This is a genomic window from Thermoanaerobaculia bacterium (assembly GCA_035260525.1).
Taxonomy (GTDB): domain Bacteria; phylum Acidobacteriota; class Thermoanaerobaculia; order UBA5066; family DATFVB01; genus DATFVB01.
This window is the reverse complement of sequence record DATFVB010000165.1, coordinates 1-3,571: the sequence shown is the minus strand read 5'-3', so window position 1 is coordinate 3,571 and position 3,571 is coordinate 1. Positions and strand designations below refer to the sequence as shown.

Below are 3,571 nucleotides of genomic sequence, written 5' to 3'. Positions count from 1 at the left end.
GGCCCTTACGGCTCGCGCGAACTCTCGACTAAATCACGCCGTAGCTCGGCGAGGCGGACCGGGTCGATGCATCGGCGCGCTAGATTTCCCTTCTATTCATGAGCGACCGCGCCATGGTGACCTCGTCCGCGTACTCGAGGTCGCCCCCGACGGGAAGGCCGAACGCGATCCGCGTGACCGAGACGTTCCGGGGCTTGAGCAGCCGCGCGAGGTAGAGCGCGGTCGCCTCCCCCTCGACGTTCGGGTCGGTCGCGACGACCACCTCCCGGATGCCGCCGTCGACGCGCTCGAGCAGTCCGCGTATGTCGATGTCTTCCGGCCCCACGCCGCGGAGCGGCGAGAGCGCTCCTCCCAGGACGTGGTAGCGGCCGCGGAACTCGCGGGTGCGCTCGATCACCGGGACGTCGGCGGCGTCCTCCACGACGCAGAGAATCGATCCGTCGCGCGCCGGGTCGGAGCACACCGGGCATGGATCCTCTTCGGTCAGCATGTTGCAGATCGAGCAGCGGCGGACGCGCTCCCGGGCGGACACGACCGCCTCCGCGAGCGCCGCGGCCTCTTCGCGGGGCGCCCGGAGAAGGTGGTAGGCGATGCGCGCGGCACCCTTTGCGCCGATGCCGGGGAGCCGTTCGAAGGCTGCCGCGAGCCGCTCGAAGCTCTTGGGAAGGAGGGACATCTATCTGGAGAAATCCGAAATCTGAAATCCGAAATCCAAAATCCAAAACAGACCGAAAATTCGAAATTCAAAACCCGAAACGGGCCGACGGACCCGATGTGCCCGCGCCGTGCCGGAAGCTCCGGCCGGATTCGCGCATGTCGGACGGGCATCCGACTCCGGGCCCATGAGCAGGTCGTTCGCATTTCGAGTTTCCATCATTCGGATTTCGGGCTCGTCTCGGACTTTGAGATTTCGTAATTTGAATTTGTTTCGGATTTCGAACTTCGAATTTCGAATTTTCTCTTCAAAGCCCCGGCACCATTCCGCCCAGCATCTTCGAGGTCTTCCGCTGGACTTCTTCGTCGACCTTGCGGCCGGCGTCGCGGGCGGCGGCGACGATCAGGTCCTGGAGCATTTCGAGGTCCGACGGATCGACGGCATCCTTGTCGATGCGGCAGGCCGTGATCTCCTTCGTCCCGGACATCGCGATCGTCACCGCGCCGCCGCCGGCCGTGCCTTCGATCTTCATCGCGGCGAGCTCGGCCTGGACCTTGTCCTGCATCGCCTGCGCCTGCTTCATCATCTGGCGGATGTTCATCGTCACTCTTCCTCTTTGACGTCGACGACCTCGCCCCGGAAGAGGGCCATCGCCTTCTGGACCATCGGGTCGTCCTGCGCGCGCGACGCGGCGCGCTCCCGAGACAGGATCTGCGGCGGGACTTCCCGGGCGGCCGCGGCGAGATCGCCGTTGACCGGCGGACCGGTCGTCAGCCGGATCGAGAGCGCGTGCCCGAATGCCTGCCCCGCCTCTTCGGCGAGGAGCTTGAGCGGATCCGGCTTCTGCAGGGCGTCGCGGGCGGAGGCCTTGTCGATCGGGAATTCGATCACGAGATCCGTCCCCTTCGCCTCGATCCGCGTCGCGAGCGTGAGATAGGTCCCGATCGTGACGCGCCGCGAGAGAACGCGCCGGACGAAATCGGAGACCGGGTCGGACGCCGACGGCGCCGGGTCCGCCTCTTCCGGCGGCGGGGCGGGGACCAGCGACACGAACCGCGGACGATCGGCGGGCGGAGGCGCAGGCGCCGCCGGCGCCGAGGTCTTCCCGGCGAGCGACTCCTCGAGCGCCCGAAGCCGGGGGAGCTCCGCCATCTTCAGGAGCGACATTTCCCAGACGATCCAGGGATCGGCCGCGCGGGCGAGCTGCCGTTCGGTCTCCAGCTGCAGCGAGACGGCGCGGAGCTGCGTGTCGTACGGCGCGAGCGCCGCGAGCTTGCCCGCGCGCTCGTCCTTCTTCTCGGCGTTTCTCTCCCCCTTTTCGGCCGAAGCGACCAGGATGTCCCGAAGCATCGACGTGAACTCGCGGGCCGCGTGCCGCGGGTCGACCCCCTCCTCGCGCGCCCTCCCGACGATCGCGAGGACCTCGGGCCGGTTGCCGGAGACCGCCGCGGCGAAGAGCGCTTCGAGCATCGCCCGGTCGACGAACGCGAAGATCTCCGCGCATCGGCGCTCGTCGACGGCGCCGCTGGAGAGGGTCGCGGCCTGTTCGAGGAGCGACAACGCGTCCCGAAGCGACCCGTCGGCGGCGCGCGCGATCTGGGCCGCGGCGCCGGGCGTCACGGTGAAGCCTTCGCGCTCGGCGACGGTGCGCAGGCGATCCTCGACCTCCGCGTCCGTCAGACGCCGGAAGGAGAACTTCTGGCAGCGGGAAACGATCGTCGCGGGGATCTTGTGGAGCTCGGTCGACGCGAGGATGAAAACGGCGTGCTCGGGCGGCTCCTCGATCGTCTTCAGCAGCGCGTTGAACGCCGCCTTCGACAGCATGTGGACCTCGTCGAGGATGAGCACACGGTAGCGGTCGCGCTGCGGCGCATATCGGAGGATCTCGATCAGCTCCCGGGCGTCCTCGACGCTGTTGTTCGAGGCGGCGTCGAGCTCGATCGTGTCGAGCGACTCGCCGCGCTGGGCGATCTCCCGGCACGAGGCGCACTCGCCGCAGGGCGAGGCGGTCGGACCCTTTTCGCAGTTCAGGCATGCGGCGAGCAGCCTCGCGGTCGTCGTCTTCCCGACGCCCCGCGGGCCGGTGAAGAGATAGGCGTGCGCGATCCGCCCCGACTCGAGAGCGTGCTCGAGAGTCCGGGCGACCGCCTCCTGCCCGACGAGGGTGTCGAACGTTCGGGGACGCCATTTTCGCGGGAGGGCGACGTGGTTCGCAGCGGGTTCGGTCATGGGTTCAGCGACGCCTCAGGGTCTCATCAACAGGCGCAAGAGCGACGAGGACGCAAAAGCGCCGAGGCCGACGATGAGTTCAGGCACCCCTGCGGCGCCCGGAGGCATCTCCTGATCGCTGCTTCCTTCCGGACCTGACGAGGTTCGGAGACTTCCGTCGCACAGGACCCGAACTCATCCTCGGCCCCGGCAGAGAGGCATTCTACCTCACTCTCCGCCGTCCCGCTTTCGCGGGCGGAACGCCGCCCAGGCGAAGCCGGCGACCAGAAGGAATCCGGCGATCAGGTCGGTGTCTCGGAAAAGGGGCGAAGGCGCCTCGGGCCAGAGCCCCGCGACGTCCCCCCAGGTGAAAACGACCGCAAAGACCAGGACGAGCGCCACGGATAGGAAGACGAGGCGGCTGAGGAAAGGGGCTTTCATGTCGGGATCTTAAGGCGGAACGTCCCGTCCGGTGGCTCCAAACGACAGACCGCGAATCGCGCTCTTCCGTGGCGATCCTCCCCGAAACAGGCCGCGCTATACTTCCCCTCCGCCGCTCGCGGAGAGTTGTCCGAGTGGCTTAAGGAGCACGCTTGGAAAGCGTGTGTGCGGGAAACCGTACCCAGGGTTCGAATCCCTGACTCTCCGCCATACGAGAAGAGATAACGAAAACAGAAGCTTCGGCACCGAGAAGCGAACTACTTCGAG

4 protein-coding genes, 1 tRNA gene and 1 other RNA gene are annotated in these 3,571 nt (G+C 67.3%); 1 reads left to right on the top strand and 5 read right to left on the bottom strand.

What is annotated here, in order from left to right; genetic code table 11:
- Positions 1–79: 79 nt before the first annotated feature.
- The 5 genes from recR to VKH46_08130 form a co-directional block, all read right to left on the bottom strand.
- Positions 80–676: a recombination mediator RecR gene (gene recR, locus VKH46_08150; protein ID HKB70799.1), complete on the bottom strand. Its 597-nt coding sequence runs from the start codon at positions 674–676 to the stop codon at positions 80–82.
- 286 nt (positions 677–962) lie between these two features.
- The gene (locus VKH46_08145) at positions 963–1,256 is read right to left on the bottom strand and encodes a YbaB/EbfC family nucleoid-associated protein (GenBank protein HKB70798.1); all 294 of its coding nucleotides are present in this window, start codon (positions 1,254–1,256) and stop codon (positions 963–965) included.
- A gap of 2 nt (positions 1,257–1,258) precedes the next feature.
- On the bottom strand, positions 1,259–2,884 hold the full coding sequence (dnaX, locus tag VKH46_08140; GenBank protein HKB70797.1) for a DNA polymerase III subunit gamma/tau: 1,626 nt from the start codon (positions 2,882–2,884) through the stop codon (positions 1,259–1,261).
- Positions 2,885–2,958: 74 nt separating this feature from the next.
- Positions 2,959–3,058, bottom strand: an RNA gene (ffs, locus tag VKH46_08135) — signal recognition particle sRNA small type.
- Between the two features lie 33 nt (positions 3,059–3,091).
- Positions 3,092–3,304: a hypothetical protein gene (locus VKH46_08130; protein ID HKB70796.1), complete on the bottom strand. Its 213-nt coding sequence runs from the start codon at positions 3,302–3,304 to the stop codon at positions 3,092–3,094.
- A 120-nt stretch (positions 3,305–3,424) separates the two neighbouring features.
- Here VKH46_08130 and VKH46_08125 point away from each other — a divergent pair.
- Positions 3,425–3,514: transfer RNA gene (locus tag VKH46_08125), tRNA-Ser, on the top strand.
- The last annotated feature ends 57 nt before the right edge of the window (positions 3,515–3,571 follow it).